The sequence below is a fragment of the Nocardia sp. JMUB6875 genome (assembly GCF_041154655.1).
Taxonomy (GTDB): domain Bacteria; phylum Actinomycetota; class Actinomycetes; order Mycobacteriales; family Mycobacteriaceae; genus Nocardia.
Map to the genome: position 1 here is coordinate 14,459 of NZ_BAAFGR010000058.1, position 16,428 is coordinate 30,886.

At 69.3% G+C, this 16,428-nt stretch carries 16 protein-coding genes; 8 read left to right on the plus strand and 8 right to left on the minus strand.

Annotation, left to right across the window (positions count from 1 at the left end; translation table 11 throughout):
* Positions 1–57 precede the first annotated feature (57 nt).
* Together ACAM49_RS17030 and ACAM49_RS17035 are read right to left on the minus strand one after the other, a co-directional pair.
* Positions 58–1,032 (minus strand): N-acetyltransferase family protein, encoded by a 975-nt coding sequence (locus ACAM49_RS17030; protein WP_369636490.1) that lies wholly within the window; start codon positions 1,030–1,032, stop codon positions 58–60.
* 6 nt (positions 1,033–1,038) lie between these two features.
* Positions 1,039–1,665, minus strand: coding sequence for a peptide deformylase (locus ACAM49_RS17035; RefSeq protein ID WP_369636491.1), 627 nt, complete (start codon positions 1,663–1,665; stop codon positions 1,039–1,041).
* A gap of 221 nt (positions 1,666–1,886) precedes the next feature.
* Between ACAM49_RS17035 and ACAM49_RS17040 the strand changes: the two genes are divergently transcribed.
* The 5 genes from ACAM49_RS17040 (at position 1,887) to ACAM49_RS17060 (ending at position 6,338) form a co-directional block, all read left to right on the plus strand.
* Positions 1,887–2,237: a DUF3263 domain-containing protein gene (locus tag ACAM49_RS17040; protein WP_369636492.1), complete on the plus strand. Its 351-nt coding sequence runs from the start codon at positions 1,887–1,889 to the stop codon at positions 2,235–2,237.
* A gap of 17 nt (positions 2,238–2,254) precedes the next feature.
* On the plus strand, positions 2,255–2,830 hold the full coding sequence (locus ACAM49_RS17045) for a LytR C-terminal domain-containing protein (protein WP_369636493.1): 576 nt from the start codon (positions 2,255–2,257) through the stop codon (positions 2,828–2,830).
* Positions 2,831–2,978: 148 nt separating this feature from the next.
* A complete protein-coding gene (locus ACAM49_RS17050; RefSeq protein ID WP_369636494.1) occupies positions 2,979–3,647 on the plus strand; it encodes a superoxide dismutase family protein in 669 nt (222 codons plus the stop codon).
* 18 nt (positions 3,648–3,665) lie between these two features.
* Positions 3,666–4,814, plus strand: a complete 1,149-nt coding sequence (locus tag ACAM49_RS17055; RefSeq protein ID WP_369636495.1) for a glutamate--cysteine ligase — start codon at positions 3,666–3,668, stop codon at positions 4,812–4,814.
* 222 nt (positions 4,815–5,036) lie between these two features.
* Positions 5,037–6,338 carry a DUF5933 domain-containing protein gene (locus ACAM49_RS17060; RefSeq protein WP_369636513.1) on the plus strand — a complete coding sequence of 434 codons (1,302 nt, stop codon included), beginning with the start codon at positions 5,037–5,039 and terminating at the stop codon, positions 6,336–6,338.
* 4 nt (positions 6,339–6,342) lie between these two features.
* Here ACAM49_RS17060 and ACAM49_RS17065 read toward each other — a convergent pair whose 3' ends face one another.
* The 4 genes from ACAM49_RS17065 to ACAM49_RS17080 form a co-directional block, all read right to left on the minus strand.
* A complete protein-coding gene (locus ACAM49_RS17065) occupies positions 6,343–7,662 on the minus strand; it encodes a hypothetical protein (protein ID WP_369636496.1) in 1,320 nt (439 codons plus the stop codon).
* Between the two features lie 104 nt (positions 7,663–7,766).
* Positions 7,767–10,019, minus strand: a complete 2,253-nt coding sequence (locus tag ACAM49_RS17070; protein ID WP_369636514.1) for an AAA family ATPase — start codon at positions 10,017–10,019, stop codon at positions 7,767–7,769.
* A gap of 79 nt (positions 10,020–10,098) precedes the next feature.
* Positions 10,099–11,010 (minus strand): CDP-diacylglycerol--serine O-phosphatidyltransferase, encoded by a 912-nt coding sequence (pssA, locus tag ACAM49_RS17075; protein WP_369636497.1) that lies wholly within the window; start codon positions 11,008–11,010, stop codon positions 10,099–10,101.
* Positions 11,010–11,726, minus strand: coding sequence for a phosphatidylserine decarboxylase (locus tag ACAM49_RS17080; RefSeq protein ID WP_369636515.1), 717 nt, complete (start codon positions 11,724–11,726; stop codon positions 11,010–11,012). The genes pssA and ACAM49_RS17080 overlap by 1 nt, the downstream gene beginning before the upstream one ends.
* A gap of 296 nt (positions 11,727–12,022) precedes the next feature.
* Here ACAM49_RS17080 and ACAM49_RS17085 point away from each other — a divergent pair, with 296 nt between their 5' ends.
* A complete protein-coding gene (locus ACAM49_RS17085; RefSeq protein ID WP_369636498.1) occupies positions 12,023–13,051 on the plus strand; it encodes a beta-ketoacyl-ACP synthase III in 1,029 nt (342 codons plus the stop codon).
* Here the strand turns inward: ACAM49_RS17085 and ACAM49_RS17090 are convergent, their stop codons facing one another.
* The gene (locus tag ACAM49_RS17090) at positions 13,052–13,753 is read right to left on the minus strand and encodes an SIMPL domain-containing protein (protein ID WP_369636499.1); all 702 of its coding nucleotides are present in this window, start codon (positions 13,751–13,753) and stop codon (positions 13,052–13,054) included.
* Positions 13,754–13,768: 15 nt separating this feature from the next.
* Positions 13,769–14,224: an SRPBCC family protein gene (locus tag ACAM49_RS17095; protein ID WP_369636500.1), complete on the minus strand. Its 456-nt coding sequence runs from the start codon at positions 14,222–14,224 to the stop codon at positions 13,769–13,771.
* 261 nt (positions 14,225–14,485) lie between these two features.
* Between ACAM49_RS17095 and ACAM49_RS17100 the strand changes: the two genes are divergently transcribed.
* Positions 14,486–14,701, plus strand: a complete 216-nt coding sequence (locus ACAM49_RS17100) for a hypothetical protein (protein ID WP_369636501.1) — start codon at positions 14,486–14,488, stop codon at positions 14,699–14,701.
* 49 nt (positions 14,702–14,750) lie between these two features.
* A complete protein-coding gene (locus ACAM49_RS17105; RefSeq protein WP_369636502.1) occupies positions 14,751–16,424 on the plus strand; it encodes an FAD-dependent oxidoreductase in 1,674 nt (557 codons plus the stop codon).
* The last annotated feature ends 4 nt before the right edge of the window (positions 16,425–16,428 follow it).

Sequence of the window (16,428 nt, forward strand, 5' to 3'; positions counted from 1 at the left end):
CAGCAATAGGGTCTATCGAAGGCCGATAGCTTGGTTCGAAAGCAAGCAAAGCGAAGGTCAGGGCGCGGCGTACCGGTAACCGTGGTGTTCCACGAAACCCATCTCCTCATACAACGCCAGCGCGGCGTCATTGTCATCCGACACCTGCACGTACGCGTGCGTGGCCCCGCGTGCCTGCCCCCAGCGGATCAGCTCCGCGCACACCAGCGAGCCCAGCCCGTGGCGGCGATGCCCGGCCGCCACCGCGATACAGGTCAGGCCCACCCAGCGGCGGCCGTCGGGCGCGGTGGTGAGCGCGGCCCGGCCGATGGCCAGCGGGGTCGGCAATCCCAGTGTGGCGAAGACGACTTCGCCGTCGCGCACCGCGGTGAGCACGTCCACCACCGGGGTGGACCCGACATCGGTGTCGCCGCCGCGGTGCCGGTGCATGGAAAGCCACGCGCCGTCCGGATCCGAGGTGAACCGCACCATCGGCGGCCCCTGCGGCAGCATGATGTTCGCGATATCGGCGGCCAGCACCCGGGTTTCGTTCCAGCTGCGCCAGCCCGCGGGCGCGGTGGCCAGCCGATCCGGCAGCTGCAGCACCAGCGGCAGCCCGTGCGCGGTGTACCACTCACCGATCCGGCGCAGTGTTTCGTCGTCCATCAGCGCCGGTCCGTCCGAACCGCCCAGCGGCACCGCGGAATTCGCGCGATTGGTATAGCCGTCCCCGGCGCGCAGCAGCCAGCCGTCGACCCAGGACCGCATCAGGCCCGGCCAGCCGTCGGCGGCGGCCGCCTCCAGGGCGCGGATCTCACTGGTCCGAATGGGCCTGGGCCCGACCGCCTTCCACGCCACCACCCGATCCCACGCGATGGAGACCACCTGGCCGTCGGCGGTGCGCACGGTCAGGGGGTCGGTCGCGGTGAGTTCGCCGATCACATCCGTGAGCGGTTGCGGGTAGCCGGCGGGCAGGCGGTAGCGCACCACCACCCGCTTGCCGATCGGCGGGAGCGCTCCGGCGCCGCCGGGGCCGGGCTCGGAATCGGTCATGGAGGGTCAGTCGTCGTCTTCGTCGACGTCGTCGTGCCCGAACGGGTCCGGCACGGTGCCCGGGACCCAGCTCAAACCCGGCTTGCCCCAGCCGTTTCGCTTGATGGCCTTCTTGGCGGCGCGGGCATTGCGGCCCACCAGCACATCCACGTAGAGGTAGCCGTCGAGGTGGCCGGTCTCGTGCTGCAGCATGCGCGCGAAGAAGCCGCGGCCCTCGATCTCGACCGGCTCGCCCTTCTCGTCGGTGCCGGTCACCTTGGCCCAGTCGGCGCGGCCGGTGGGGAACTGCTCGCCGGGCACCGAGAGGCAGCCCTCTTCGTCGTCGTCGGGATCGGGCATGGTCTCCGGGATCTCGGAGGTCACCAGCACCGGATTGACCACGCAGCCGCGGCGGCGGACCATCTTGCCGCCCTCGACCTCGTCGGGGCAGTCGTAGACGAAGATGCGCGGCGCGAGCTCGTCCTCGCTCTTGATGATCACCTGGTTGCCCGCCAGGCCCACACCGTGGGCGGCGTCCATGGTCTCGTACATATCCGCGATCAGCTCGGCCAGCTCTTCCGGAGACTGCGTGACCGGAGTGGTCGCGCGGTGCAGAACCGGATCACCGACAATGCGAATCGGGAGAATAGCCATGCTGAGCAGCCTACTGGGTGGTTGCCGGGGTGCTCGCGGTACCTGCTGTCGGAGTCCTCGGCCAGACTATCCGCGCAAACCGGACGGATGGATCCGCTGGCGACACGCCGGGCTTCATCACAGAAACACGCCGAGCGGTACGCATCGGGAAGGTCCTCATGCGTGGTTGAATGATCGGCGACGCACAAATTCGTCTGGTGACCACTCGGCGAGGGAGCAGTATGGACAGCGCAGCGGCACGAGACATCTCCGCAAGCGAGGACGGAATCCCCGCGGACGCCCACGGTGCCCCGGAGCACATCGCCGACGAGGATGGCGCACACGGACTTTCCCGCCGCGAACTCGACATTCTCGACTTCGAGCGCAAGTGGTGGAAGTACGCCGGGGCCAAGGAAGAGGCCATCCGGGAGCTGTTCGATCTCTCGGCCACCCGCTACTACCAGGTCCTCAACACCGTCGTCGACAAGCCCGAGGCCCTGGCCGCGGATCCCATGCTGGTCAAGCGCCTGCGCCGGCTGCGCGCCAGCCGCCAGAAGACCAGGGCCGCACGTCGTCTCGGTTTCCAGGTATAGCCAGTAGGCTCGACGCCGTGAGCAACCCGAATTCGCCGTCCGGCGGTCCGCCGCTGCGCGCCCTGGCGATGGTCCTGATCGCGCTGGCCATCGTGTTCGCGGGCATCGGCGCGATGTCGCTGTCGAGTTCGGATTCCTCCGACGCGAGCGCGACCTCCAGCGGCGCGTCGTCCACAACCACTGCCGCACAGCAGAATTCGACCCAGGCCACGACCGCGCCCGTGGTGCCGACCACCACCGCGGCCCTGCCCACCACCACCGCGGCCCCCACGACCACCACGGTCGCGCCCACCACCACGGCCGCCCCCGGCGTCGACAAGAGCCTGCCCGTACGGGTTTACAACAACGGCACCGTCGCGGGCCTGGCCAAGAAGACCGGGGACCAGCTCAGCGCCGACGGTTTCAATGTGACCGAGGTGGGCAACTACCCGAACGGTGTCATTCCGAAAACCACCGTGTACTACGGCAGTTCGCCCAAGGAACAGGCGCTGGCCCAGGCCATCGCCGCGGAACTGGGCTGCTCGGCCGAACCGCGCTTCCCGGGGATCTCGGATTCGCCCTCCGGCGTCATCGTCATCGTCACCGGCGGCTGAACCGGCATCACCGGCGGCTGAATCGCCGCTGCGACAACCGGATGGCCCCGGCATGGGGTGCGCACCCGCCTCTGGCATCATCTTGTCCGGTACGAACTATGTCCACCCTGCTTTCCCGATAAACTCGGACTCGTAAAGGAGTTCCCCGATGGCCTCGTCCTCAACTCGTCGCCCGTCCTGGTGGACTGTTGCTCCGGTGCTCGCGGTCGCGGCCCTCGGCCTCACCGCCTGCTCCAACAGCCAGGAATCGAGTGACGTGAAGGGGACGAACCCGTCGGTCTTCACCTCCGCGCCCGCGCCGGGCGGCGCCACCAAGGCCGAGGGCGGCGAGGCCACCCCGAAGGACGCCGCCAGCGTGACGCTGAAGGATGCGAGCGGCGCCGGCGTCGGCACCGCCACCATCGCCAAGGCGGGCAACCACCTCGAGATCACCGTCGAAGCCCACGGCCTCAAGCCCGGCTTCCACGGCCTGCACTTCCACTCGGTCGGCAAGTGCGAGGCCAACTCCACCCCGCCCGCCGGCGGCGCGCCCGGCGACTTCCTCTCCGCCGGCGGCCATCTGCAGGTCGGCGAGGCCAACGCGCACCCCTCCAGCGGCGACCTGACCTCGCTCGAGGTGCTCAAGGACGGCACCGCCAAGCTGGTCACCACCACCGACGCGGTCACCCTGGACGAGCTCAAGGGCAAGGCCCTGATCATCCACAACGGCGCCGACAACTTCGGCAACATCCCCTCCCGGTACGCACCCGCACCGGATCAGGAAACCCTCTCGACCGGCGACGCGGGCGCTCGAATCGCCTGCGGCGTCGTGTCCTGAAACCCATTGAGGTGAGCCATGGCCGGGGCAGGCATTTCGAAGGTCCCCTTCAACTCATCGCCCCGGCCCACGCTCGGCGTGGAATGGGAAGTCGCGCTGGTGGACAAGCACACCCGCGACCTGTCCAACACGGCCGCAGCCGTTTTCGAGGCCTGCGGTGATCTGCGCGCCTGGGACGGCACCCCGCAGATCACCAAGGAACTGCTGAAGAACACCGTCGAACTCGTCTCCGGCAAGCACGACACCGTGAGCGAGGTGGTCGACGAGCTGCGCGCCACCCAGGACACCGTGCGCCGCATCGCCGACCCGATGGGCGTCGACCTGTTCTGCGCCGGGACGCATCCGTTCGCGCAGTGGTCCGCCCAACAGCTCACGCGCAGTGCGCATTACGACGAGCTGATCGAGCGCACCCAGTGGTGGGGCCGCCAGATGCTGATCTGGGGCGTGCACGTGCACGTCGGAATCTCGCACCCGGACAAGGTGTTCCCGATCCTCAACGCGCTGCTGCCGTCCTATCCGCACCTGCTGGCGCTGTCCGCCTCCTCGCCCATGTGGGCGGGCGTGGACACCGGCTACGCCAGCAACCGGGCGCTCATGTTCCAGCAGCTGCCCACCGCCGGACTGCCCTTCCAGTTCGAAAACTGGAGCCAGTTCGAGCGATTCGCGCACGACCAGATGAAAACCGGTGTGTTCGAACAACTCGGCGGCATGCACTGGGACATCCGGCCCGCGCCCAAGTGGGGCACCATCGAGGTCCGCATCTGCGACGGCACCCCGACCAAGGCCGAACTGGCCGCCATCGTGGCGCTGATCCACTGCCTCATCGTGGATCTCGACCGCCGGGTGGAATCCGGGGAGACCCTGCCCGACATCCTGCCGCCCTGGCATGTGCAGGAGAACAAGTGGCGCGCAGCGCGATACGGGCTCGACGCCATCATCATCACCGACGCCGACAGCAATGAGCGACTCGTCACCGACGACCTCATGGACCTGCTCAACCGGCTCGAGCCGACCGCCAAGAGCCTCGGCTGCGAGAACGAGCTCGCGCTCGTGGCCGACATCCCCAAGCGGGGCGCGTCGTATCAACGCCAGCGCCGGGTGGCCGCGGCCGCCCAGGGCGATCTGGTCGCCGTCGTCGATTCGCTGGTGCACGAACTCCAGCAATAAAGTCCGTCTTCCACCGGTGTGATTTCGATTACGGCGCACTGCGGACGGTGTACGCCGTGGCCAGGGGCTATACCGCACTGACCGGGGGCTGTTCATCCGGGGTAGCCGGTGGCGTTCAACCGACCATGGGGCTCGCGTTCACACGGCGTTTACTATGGCTGGATGCTGCTCGACGACCCGCGCTCCCGATCCGGCGACAGTGCGCGCCGATCCGGGATCCGGATGCCGTCGCCGAGGGCCCGCCTCACCATCGCGCTGAGCGCCGGGGCGGCGGCGCTGATCGCCCTGCAGATCGTCGCCTCGATGCATCACTTCGTCGGCCCCATCGAGAGCATCTGGGACGACTTCGCGGGCAATGCCAAATCCTTCACCGTGCCGTGGGCCGGACTCGGGCTCGCCCTCATCGGCCTGTCCTGGCGGCGGCGCGGCATCGCGGTCGGCGCGGCGCTCGCCATCGACGTTGTGTACCAGGCGATTCGGACGCTGAACGGCGGACCGCTGGCCATGGGCAACGGCCCGGTCATCGTGCTCGTCGCGATTCTCGCGCTCGCACTGTGGAAGTGGCAGGGCGCCGAGCGGACCAACGCGCTGCACGCCGGAGCGCTGGGCCTGCTGCTGGTGCTCTCCAGCAAGGTCGCCGACGTCTGGCTGGGCATCACCGTGCTGGCCGGGCCCCGGGTGCTCGACGAGCACATCGTGCTGGTCGACCACGCCCTCGGCGATCCGTCCTGGAAGATGGGGCAGCTGCTCGACTGGCTGTCGCCGGTGGCCTCGTCGGTCCTGCACTGGGTCTACATCGAACTGCCGCTCGGCGCGATGATCGTGACCGTCTGGCAGCTGCGCAATGTGGTGAAGACGGGGGAGTGGCCCCGGCACTACCTGGTGCGCACCTTCCTGGTGCTCGGCCTGATCGGACCGCTCTTCTACGTCCTGTTCCCCGTCGTGGGGCCGATCTTCGCCTACGGCGCGGACGGGCACGCCTTCTCGCTCGGCCAGTTCTGGCCGAATGTGGTGCCGCCGGTTGACCTCTCGCCGGGCTCGATCCCCTTCGACCACTACACCCCGCGCAACTGCATGCCCTCGCTGCACACCGCGTGGGCGCTGTCGATCTTCATCCACTCCCGCCGCGACCCGTTCACCAATGCGCTCGCGCCCACCTGGCTGCGCTGGGGCGGCGCCTTCTGGCTGATCGCCACGCTTGCGGCCACCCTCGGCTTCGGCTACCACTACGGCGCCGATCTGGTCGCGGGCGCGGTGCTGTGCCTGACCATCGAATCCGCGCTGCGCGCACCGGAACGCGGCTGGGACGCCGCCCGGATCCAGCTCGTCGCCGCCGGGTCCGCGCTCTTCGCGGCGCTGCTGCTGTCCTACCGGTTCCTGTCGGCCGGGTTCGCCGAACATCCGTTGCCCGCGGGCATCGTCGTGATCGGCCTGTTCGCGGCGTACGTGACGGCCTTCTACCGGACCTGGTTCGCGCAGCTCTCGACCGCCGCCGCGCCGCTCGAGAACGCCGTGCGCGCCTGACCGTTCAGTCGATCTCCGGTTCCGGGGATTCGGTCGTGGCGGGCAGCGGGCGGGCCCGCCGCAGCGCCAGCACGCCGCCCAGGCAGCCCGCCGCGATCAGCACCGCCGTCCATCCCGGTGTCGCGCTGCCGCCGTCCGAGGTCACCGTGCACACCATCGCGTTCTGACCGGACTGCAGCGCGTAATGGCCGCGCGCCACATAGTCGCGCATGCCCAGCACCGCCGACGGCACGAAGATCACCATGGTGCCCAGCACCCGGCTCGGCACATAGCGCGGCCGAGCCGAGGTGAGGCCGAAACCGATGAGCCAGGAGATGACTCCCGCGCCACCCACGACCAGCCACGCCTGATCGGTATCGGGGGCCAGCGCCGTGGACAGGCCGAGCACGATCGCCCCCGCCAGGCAGCCCAGCGCCGTGCCGTACCGGCTGCCCGCCCACATGCCGAACGCGGTCACCGCCACCAGCAGTGGAATCGACCAGGCGGGCAGTTCGGCCGCCACCGTCGCCGCCCCGACCGCGCTGAGTCCCACCGCCAGCAGCACGATCTCGCCGTCGCGGCCCGGCAGCAGCATGGCCGCCACGATGGCGGTCGCCACCGCCGTCACCACGGCCAGGCCGATGCCCGCCAGGCTGTCCCCGTGCCGGGCCAGCCATTCGGCGCTGGCCAGCGTCACCAGCACCAGCACCACGCCCGCCAGGATCGGGGCCAGCGGCAGTTCGATCGACAGTCGTTGCGCGACCGGATGATTGCGATTGGTCAGGAAGCCGAATACGCACAGCGCCAATGCCAAGGCCAGCATCCACATCGGCGGCATGTCCGAGGCGTGCCAGTGGTCCGCGGTGGTCTGGTCGATGCCGCCGCCCACCCGCGGCACCGGATTCACCGAGCCCAGCAGCAGGCTGATCAGCACGCCCAGCGTCCACGCGAAGGCGGACAGCCGGTGATGCAGCACCGCCGCGCCGAGGGCCCCGAGCACCAGCCCGCCCGCCAGGGAATCGATGAAATTCATGGTGGACAGCGACGAATGCGGATCGGCGGCATGCCCGAAGGTGTGATTGGCCCCCAGCACCAGCAGCCCGCCGACCGTCGTCCCCCACGCCACCCTGGTGCTGCCCAGGGTGGTGGTGAGCACCGCCGCGATCATGGCCACCAGCACGCCCGCCGCGATGGCCCGCGGCAGGCTGTAGGCCAGCAGGTCCAGTTGCAGCGCGGAAGTCTGTGAGGTCCAGCCGAAGTCGATGGGCAGCGCCAGCGCCAGCCCGGCAACCGTTGCTGTCACCAGCGCCGTGATCGTTTCGGCGGCGACCTGATACGACCTCACCTGCGCAAAGCTACCGGCGATAGGCGGACCGGTTGGTTCGACTCGCCTACTTTGTGAATTTTCGGCGATCTTCGAAACCGCAGATAAAACGACTAAACGGTCTGTTATACGTATCCGGACGGATCCCCGGACGGCCCGGACGCATCCCGTTTGGCCGCGTACAGCCGAAGCGACTCCACCTGAACCGGATCCAGCGACGGCCGCACCGCCTTGCGGGCCGCCGCCACATCCTCGGCGGTCACCTCCCCGGCCTCCACATCGCGGCGCATGGCGGCGAGGGCGGCCTCGCGCAACAGCGCCGAACAGTCGGCGGCCGAGTACCCGTCGAGCTCCCGGGCCAGCCTGCGCAGGCTCACGTCCCGGGCCAGCGGCACGGATTTGGCGGCGGCGCGCAGGATTTCGGCGCGGGCGTCGGCATCCGGCGGCGGCACGAAGACCAGGCGGTCGAGGCGGCCGGGTCGGGTCAGCGCCGGATCGATCAATTCCGGCCGGTTGGTCGCTCCGACCACCACCACATCGCGCAGCGGCTCCACCCCGTCCAGCTCGGTGAGCAGCGCGGCCACCACGCGATCGCCGACACCCGAGTCGCTGGACTGGCCCCGGCGCGGGGCCAGCGCGTCCACCTCGTCCAGGAAGATCAGCGAGGGCGCGGAATCCCGTGCGCGCTGGAACAACTCGCGCACCGCCCGCTCCGAGGAGCCCACCCATTTGTCCATCAGCTCCGCGCCCTTCACCGCGTGCACGCTCAACCGCCCCGATCCGGCCAGCGCGCGCACCAGAAAGGTCTTGCCGCAACCCGGCGGACCGTAGAGCAGCACCCCGCGCGGCGGCTCGATGCCCAGGCGCTGGAACGAATCCGGATGCTCGAGCGGCCACAGCACCGTCTCGGTCAACGCCTGCTTGGTCTCGGCCATATCGCCGACATCATCGAGACTCAGATTGCCGATGGCCAATTCCTCCGAGCCCGAGCCCGAGCGCGACAGCGGCCGGATCACCTCCAGCGCCCCGGCCAGATCCTCCTGCAGCAGCACCGGTTCCGTATGGTCCCGGCTGGCCCGCGTCGCCGCCCGCAGCGCCGCCTCCCGCACCAGCGCCGCCAGGTCCGACACCACGTAGCCGGGCGTCCGCGCCGCGATCTCCTCCAGCTTCAGGCCCTCGGTCGGAACCTTGCGCAGCAATCGCTCCAGCAGCGCCGCCCGCACGGCCGCCTTGGGCAGCGACAGCGACACCTCCCGGTCGAACAGTTCGGGGGCGCGCAGCCGGGCATCGAGGCCCGCCGCGTTGGAGGTGGTCGCGATCACCGCGACCGCCGGACGCGCTACGGCGCAACGCAATTGGTCCAGGATCAGGGTGGCGACCGGTTCGGCCTCGACCGGAAGCAGCGCGTCGATATCGCTGATCAGCAGCACTCCGCCCGCGCCGGAACAGATTTCGGTCACCTTGTCCGCGACCTCGCGCAACCGGCTGCCGCCCTCGAGCGCGCCGACCGCCGGGCCGTCCAGCTCCACCAGCCGCCGGGTACCCGTCACCGCCCGCGCCAGCGTGGCCTTACCGACCCCCGCGGGCCCGGTGATCAGCACACCCAGATGCGAGGTGGCGCCGAGCGCCTTCAGCAATTCCGGTTCGTCCAGCGCCAGTTTCATCCATTCCTTCAGCTTGGCGGCCTGCGGTTGCACGCCCGCGAGATCCGCCACGGCGACCACGGTCGCGGGCGCCGCCGAGGCCGGTCGCTCCGGCGGCGGCGCGGTGACCGCGGGCCGCGGACTGCTGTCCTCGAGCAGGCCGTGCGGGGTCTCGGTGACCCGCACGGTCCGGCCCAGCGAGACCGCGGTGCTCGGCAGGATGGTGACGGGCCCGGGCTGTGGATCGGTGGCGGTGACCTTCAGGACCTCCGAGGTCCACGCGATGCCCAGATTCTTCAGCGCCTGCCGGGCCGCGGCCGGATTGTCGCCGGGCAACAGATCGCGCGGCAGCAGGGTGACGGTGTCGCCCACGGTCACGATCTTGCCCAGCAGGGCCTGCCGCAGCGTCGATTCCGAGATCGCCGCCATGGCCAGGCTCGATCCGGTCAACTCCACCCGGCGGGCGTCGTAGACGGCGGCGGGTGCGATCACCACATCGCCGTCCTCGGGGACCTTCGCATTGGCCAGCGTCACCTCGTCGAGCAGCGCGACCCCGGTGGTGAAGCTGTGCGACGGTTTGAACGGCCCGACCACCGCGGTGGTGCGCCGCCCGCCGGTCAGGGTGACCCCGTCGCCCGGCTGCAGGCCGAGCACCATCATGACTTCGGGGTGTAATCGCACCAGCCCCCAGCGGGCGTCGCCGCCCGAGGAGTTCCGGCGAGCGGTCAGCTTCATTTCCGGCACGCCGTCAATTCTGCCCGCGCGAGCCGGTCGCCGAGGCTGACGCTCGCGAATTGCGGCTCAGCCGTTGGGTTCAGCGCTTGGTGCGATCCGGGATCTGCTCGCGGGTGCCCGGGCGGCGCAGGCGCAGCCGGGCGGTGGAGACGCGCGGCACCCGACCGGCCAGCGGGCGCTGGCGGCGCTGGGCCCGGCGCTGGGCGCGGCGGTCGGCCGGCTTGTGGTGCCAGGTCTCCGGGCGCGCGGCCACCCAGCGTGCGGAGTGCACGGCGAAGGGGATGTGGCCCAGGTACAGCACGACCAGCGCCATCATCAGGATGAGCGGGTAGGTGACCAGCAGCGCGGCGGCCAGGGCCACCAGCACCAGCAGGATCGGCGCGGTGCGCGGGGCCACCGACACCGACTTCATGGCCAGCGTCGGCAGGGTGCTCACGCACAGCAGACCGGTCAGCACGGTCCACACCGCGACCGCGGGGAAGCTCACCCACCAGCCGTCGTGGAACTGCTCCGACAGCGCGATGGGCAGCAGCACGATGAGCGCGCCCGCGGGCGCGGGCACACCGGTGAAGTACTCCCGCTGCCAGTCCGGCCGGTTGTCGTCGTCCATCAGCGTGTTGAACCGGGCCAGCCGCAACACCATGCAGACCGCGAACATCAGCGCGATGATCCAGCCGATGCTGTCGGCGTGCAGGAAGGTCACGTACAGCACCAGGGCGGGCGCGACGCCGAAGGCGATGGCGTCGGACAGCGAATCCAGTTCCGCGCCCATCTTGGTGGTGGCGTCCAGCATGCGGGCGATGCGACCGTCCAGCATGTCGAAGACCGCGGCCGCGCCGACCAGCGCCAGCGCGATGCCCAGCTGGTTCTCCATGGCGAACTTCACCGCGGACAGTCCCGAGCACAGACCCAGGATGGTCACCATGCTCGGCAGCAGGCGGACGGTGCGGTTGCGGCGGCGCGTCAGGGGCGCGGGCGCGAGTTGCTCCATCATGAATCCAGTTCGGCCAGCACCGTTTCCGCGCCGATGGTCCGCTGTCCCGGCGTGACCAGCAGTGCGGTACCGGCCGGGAAGTAGGTGTCCACGCGCGAACCGAACCGGATCAGGCCGTAGGTGTCACCGATGTTCAGCTTGTCGCCGGCCTTGGCCTCGCAGACGATGCGGCGCGCCAGCAGCCCGGCGATCTGCACCACGACCACGCGCTGCCCCGAGGCGGTCTCGATGACCATGCTGTTGCGCTCGTTGCGATCGCTGGCCTCGGGCAGATCCGCGGAGAGGAACTGGCCCTTCTGGTACGCGACCTGCTCGACGAGCCCGCTCACCGGCACCCGCTGCACGTGCACGTCCAGCACCGACAGGAAGATGCTCACCCGCGGCAGCGGCGCGTCACCGAGGCCGAGCTCGGCGGGCGGCACCGCGGTGTCGACGAGCGCGACCTCACCGTCGGCGGGGGCGACGACCACGCCCGCCCGGTTCGGCGGCACCCGGTGCGGGTGGCGGAAGAAGGTGGCGCAGGCGGCGGCCGCCAGCAAACCGGTGCGGCGTAGCCACTTTCGCCGGTAACCCAGGGTGGCCACCGCGAGCGGCGCGGCGACGAACGGCAGACCCGCGGGGTGCAGCGGCGGAACGGCTTTACGTACCAGGTCGGCGACGTGACCGAGGCCGGTCTGTTCCGGAGTGCCGGGCGGGGTGGGTCGGCGGGCCACAGGCTCCTCTTTCATGCGCGGATAAGTCTGGTCATTGACCGCGTCACACGATACGGGAAGCGCGTTCGACCCTCGCGTTCTCGGTGACCGAACGCCCGTCGGCGCGGGTATGGCCCGGATGTGAACAGTCGGTGATCCACCTGGCAGTACCCCGTGATTGTGAGCATCCGCACACATATGAGAGGCTGACCCGATTAAGATGAGGGAGCCTCATGTCTGCGGTGTCCTGAAGGTCCGCTCTGGGGTGGGGAACCCGATGAAGGTCACGTTCGACGCGCAGTACATAGGAGAAAACCATGGCTGCTCGAATTGCCTCGATCAACGGGGTAGAGCACACGGCAATGCTCGGGCTCGGCGTGTACCGCCCGCAGCGAGTCGTCACCAACGATGAGGTCGCCGGACCCATCGATTCCAGCGACGAGTGGATCCGGACCCGCTCCGGCATCCGCACCCGCCGCTTCGCCTCCCCCGAGGAGACGATCATCGCGATGAGCGCCGCCGCCGCACGCGACGCCATCGAGGCCGCCGAGATCGATCCGGACCTGATCGACTGCGTCATCGTCGCCACGTCCACCTGGCTGCTGCTCACGCCCGCCGCGGGCCCGCAGATCGCCACCGAGCTCGGCCTGAAAAACGTTGCCGCCTTCGACATCTCGGCCGGCTGCGCGGGCTTCTGCCACGCCGTCGCCATGGCCTCGGACCTGGTCAAGGGCGGCACCTCGCGCCATGTCCTGGTCATCGGCGTGGAACGGCTGACCGACGCGATCAACCCGAAGGATCGCGGCACCGCCTTCCTCTTCGCCGACGGCGCGGGCGCGGTGGTCATCGGCCCGTCCGACGAACCCGGCATCGGGCCCACGGTCTGGGGCTCGGACGGCACCCAGCACCACGCCATCCGCCAGGACAAGGACTGGATGGACTTCTTCCGCGAGATCGACGAGCGGGGCCTGGACGCGGTCCGCCCCTACCTCGCCATGGAGGGCACGGCCGTCTTCCGCTGGGCCGCACACTCTTTGGAGAAGGTCTGCCGCGACGCCATCGAACGCGCGGGCCTGACCCCGGAGGAACTGGACGCCATGGTCCCGCACCAGGCCAACGGCCGCATCATCGAGATCATGGCCCGGGTGCTGAAACTCCCGGAGAGCTGCGCCCTGGCCAATGACATCGAGGAGACCGGCAATACCTCCGCCGCCTCGATCCCCCTGGCCATGGAGGCGATGATGCGGCAGGGCGACGCCAAACCCGGCGGCACCGCCCTGCTCATCGCCTTCGGCGCGGGCCTGTCCTACGCGGCCCAGGTGGTCCAGCTCCCGAACTGGAAGTAGCTAACCCATATCCCAGACGACGGTCACCGTGAAGGTGACCGTCTGCTGGCCGGGTTCGAGGCTGATGTCCGGCGCGGCCCCCGGTGCGTTCTGCTTGTACATGGGCACCGGGGTCGGCGTTGTGCCGCCGCCGTTTTCGCTGATGGTCTTGACCGTCTTCAGCTTCAGCCCCGACAGGTCCGCGTACTGCTGGGCGCGGGACTTGGCGTCGTCGAAGGCGCGGGCGCGGGCATCGGAGAGCAGTTTGGTGTTGTCCTCCAACCCGAATGCCACCGAGCTGATCCGGGTGTCATTGCCGCCCGCCTGCACCGCCGCCGACAGCACGCCCGAGGCCTTGGGCAGGTCCCGCACCTTCACATGCATGGAGTTGGTGGCCCGGTACCCGCTGATATTGCGCCCGTCCGGCCCGTAGGTGGGCTGTACGGACAGGTCGCTGGTGCTGATGTCCTCGCGCTTGGCCCCGGCCGTGACCATGGCGTCGGTGATGGCCTTGGCCTTGGCATTGGCCTGATCCACCGCGGCGGAGACATCACCCGCGCTCACCTCGGTGCCCAGGTCGGCATTGAGCACATCCGGTGTGCCCTGGACCTTTCCGTTGCCGGTCACCGTCACCGTGCGGTCGCCCGAATCCGAGCTCCCGCATCCGGTGAGCAGGAGCGCGACACCGGCGGTCGCCGCGCAGATCGCTGTCAGTCGTCGCATAGGCCGAACCTACGCTCAGCGCTCCAGGGTTCGCTTGATCTTGCCCAGGGTTTCGTGCATGCCGTCCACGAGCGCGCCCTCGAAGGGCTGCTCGCCGCCGAATGCCTTGTCGATGGTGAACTGCAGCCAGCCGGGCAGCTTGCCCTTGGGCACATCGCGCCGCTGCACCAGCCGGGTGCCGCCGTCGGTCGGCTCCAGGGTGTAGCTCCAGACCGTCCCGTTCTCGTTCATGCGGAAGGCGAGCGCGCGATTCGGCTCGAACCGCACCACCTTGGACGTGGTCGGGTAGACGTAGCCCTTGGCCTTGTTGAGATTCACCGTCCAGGTGCCGGTGTGGACCGATCGGCCCAGCGGCTGCATGCGCAGCGTCTGCGGACTGAATTCGGAAATGCGCTTGAAATCGGAGATGACACTCCAGACCTGTTCCGGGGCCGCGGCGATTTCAATGCTGGCTTCGAGTTTGTTCGGCAACGCTGCCTCCGGGGACGTAACGATCGGTTACGGGCATCGTAATGCGGGTGGCGTGGGTCACCCGGCGTCCGTGGCGTGGATCACCACACCCCACCAGCACGTATAGCCGAAGCGCCTGGTTCATTCCCCGGTTGAAAATCAACTAGATCACATTACGGGGGTGTCGATGTCCGAAATGTAATGAGCGGCGCACAATGTGGGATAGACGAAGCATCAGACACCGCCACCAGCTTCCGATTGGGAAACGTGAGGTGATCGGCCGTGAACCTGCGCTCGCTCCTGCATCGCAGGACCAAGATGGTCCCGCTGCTGCCCGCCGATGAAACCGGCGCCGATGCGGAGTCCCCCATGACCCCGAACCGCAACAGCACCAAGCCGCCGCCCGGACGCAAGAAGGCCAACGGGGCCCTCGAAGAACGGCTGGAGCGCTTGCTCACGCCGACCGAACTGGATCTCGTTCAGCATCATCGGATTTGATCCGGGTGCCCTGGATGCCCGACTTGCGCCGCCTCGCCATACTCGATAGGTGACTTCACCAGCTGCCGCGAAGCCGGCCATCCTCAGCGTCGACGACGACCCGGGCGTCTCGCGCGCGGTCGTGCGGGACCTGCGCCGCCGCTACGGGGCGGACTATCGGATTCTGCGGGCGGAGTCCGGCGCCGACGCGCTCGAGGCGCTTCGTGAGATGAAACTGCGCGGCCAGCCGGTCGCGGTCCTGATCGCCGACTACCGGATGCCCGGCATGAACGGCGTCGAATTCCTCGAGCAGGCCATGGACCTGCACCCCTACGCGCGCCGCGTGCTGCTGACCGCCTACGCGGACACCAATGCCGCCATCGAGGCCATCAATGTGGTCGACCTCGACCACTATCTGCTCAAGCCGTGGGATCCGCCGGAGGAGAAGCTGTATCCGGTCGTCGACGCCCTGCTCGAGGCGTGGCGCGGGGACGAGCACAAGCCGGTGACCGAGACCAAGGTGATCGGCCACCGTTGGTCGGCCCGATGTTCCGAGGTGCGGGAATTCCTGGCGCGCAACCAGTTGCCGTATCGCTGGTACCAGGTCGACGAGCCGGAGGGCGCAAGGCTGCTGACCGCCGCCAATGCCACCGAGGACCAGTGCCCGGTCATCATCAACCCGACCGGCGACGTGCTGATCATGCCGACCGACGCGCAGCTGGCCGAGGGCGTCGGCCTCAATACCGATGCCTCCAGCGACTTCTACGACCTGATCGTGGTCGGCGGCGGACCCGCCGGTCTGGGCGCGGCGGTCTACGGCGCGTCCGAGGGCCTGCGCACGGTGCTGGTGGAACGCACCGCCACCGGCGGGCAGGCCGGGCAGAGCTCGCGCATCGAGAACTACCTCGGCTTCCCCGACGGGCTTTCCGGCGCGCAGCTGGCCGACCGGGCGCGGCGGCAGGCGGTGAAGTTCGGGGCCGAGCTGATCACCGCGCGCGAGGTGGTGGCGCTCGAGGTGTGCGGTTCCGCCCGCGTGGTGAAGTTCGCCGACGGCGGCCGCGTCGCGGCGCATTCGGTGCTAATCGCGACCGGCGTCAACTACCGGCACCACCCGGCCCCGGGCGTGGACGAATACACCGGGCGCGGCGTCTACTACGGCTCGGCCATGACCGAGGCCAGCGACTGCGCCGACAAGGACGTCTACATCGTGGGCGGCGCGAACTCGGCGGGCCAGGCCGCGGTGTTCCTGTCCCGGCGGGCCAAGACCGTGCACATCCTGGTGCGCGGTGAATCGCTGGAAGCGTCCATGTCGCACTACCTGATCCAGCAGATCGAGCAGATCCCCAATATCAAGGTGCACACCCGCACCGAGGTGGTCTCCGCCGACGGCGACGATCACCTGGAGCGCATCGTGCTGCGCGACAACGCGAACGGCACGGAAGAAAAGGTGGATGCGGAACGGTTGTTCCTGTTCATCGGCGCCGCACCGGAAACCGACTGGCTCGACGGCGTCGTCCGGCGCGACGACAACGGCTATGTGCTGGCCGGACCGGACCTCATGGTGGACGGCGAACGGCCCGCGGGCTGGGAATTACCCCGTCCCCCGCAGCATTTGGAGACCAGCGTGCCCGGCGTGTTCGTGGCCGGTGACGTGCGGTCGGAGTCGGCGAAGCGGGTCGCCTCGGCGGTCGGCGAGGGTGCGATGGCCGTCATGCTGGTGCACCGCTGGCTGGCGAAACAGTAGGAGT

Excerpts from the sequence above, each read along its gene's own strand:
- ACAM49_RS17085 (WP_369636498.1), top strand. The coding sequence starts at position 12,023 with ATGGCTGCTCGAATTGCCTCGATCAACGGGGTAGAGCACACGGCAATG.
- ACAM49_RS17030 (WP_369636490.1), bottom strand. The coding sequence starts at position 1,032 with ATGACCGATTCCGAGCCCGGCCCCGGCGGCGCCGGAGCGCTCCCGCCG.
- pssA (WP_369636497.1), bottom strand. The coding sequence starts at position 11,010 with ATGGAGCAACTCGCGCCCGCGCCCCTGACGCGCCGCCGCAACCGCACC.
- ACAM49_RS17060 (WP_369636513.1), top strand. The coding sequence starts at position 5,037 with ATGCCGTCGCCGAGGGCCCGCCTCACCATCGCGCTGAGCGCCGGGGCG.
- ACAM49_RS17035 (WP_369636491.1), bottom strand. The coding sequence starts at position 1,665 with ATGGCTATTCTCCCGATTCGCATTGTCGGTGATCCGGTTCTGCACCGC.
- ACAM49_RS17090 (WP_369636499.1), bottom strand. The coding sequence starts at position 13,753 with ATGCGACGACTGACAGCGATCTGCGCGGCGACCGCCGGTGTCGCGCTC.
- ACAM49_RS17040 (WP_369636492.1), top strand. The coding sequence starts at position 1,887 with ATGGACAGCGCAGCGGCACGAGACATCTCCGCAAGCGAGGACGGAATC.
- ACAM49_RS17055 (WP_369636495.1), top strand. The coding sequence starts at position 3,666 with ATGGCCGGGGCAGGCATTTCGAAGGTCCCCTTCAACTCATCGCCCCGG.
- ACAM49_RS17050 (WP_369636494.1), top strand. The coding sequence starts at position 2,979 with ATGGCCTCGTCCTCAACTCGTCGCCCGTCCTGGTGGACTGTTGCTCCG.
- ACAM49_RS17070 (WP_369636514.1), bottom strand. The coding sequence starts at position 10,019 with ATGAAGCTGACCGCTCGCCGGAACTCCTCGGGCGGCGACGCCCGCTGG.